The 244-nt window shown below is 48.4% G+C and carries 1 rRNA gene; it reads left to right on the forward strand.

The features are described from left to right. Nucleotides 1-42: 42 nt before the first annotated feature. Nucleotides 43-244, forward strand: a 16S ribosomal RNA gene (locus TY49_RS23695); the annotation flags it as partial.

The following is a 244-nucleotide window of genomic DNA, read 5'->3' on the forward strand; positions in this document are numbered from 1 at the left end:
TCACTAGCCAACGTTTTAAATTATGAGCTTAACTCATACTCTTTATTGGAGAGTTTGATCCTGGCTCAGGACGAACGCTGGCGGCGTGCCTAATACATGCAAGTCGAGCGGATCTTCATTAGCTTGCTTTTGAAGATCAGCGGCGGACGGGTGAGTAACACGTGGGCAACCTGCCTGTAAGACTGGGATAACTTCGGGAAACCGGAGCTAATACCGGATAATCCATTCCCTCACATGAGGGAAT

This window comes from Mesobacillus selenatarsenatis SF-1, from assembly GCF_000813125.1.
In the GTDB taxonomy this organism is placed as follows: Bacteria; Bacillota; Bacilli; order Bacillales; family Cytobacillaceae; genus Mesobacillus; species Mesobacillus selenatarsenatis.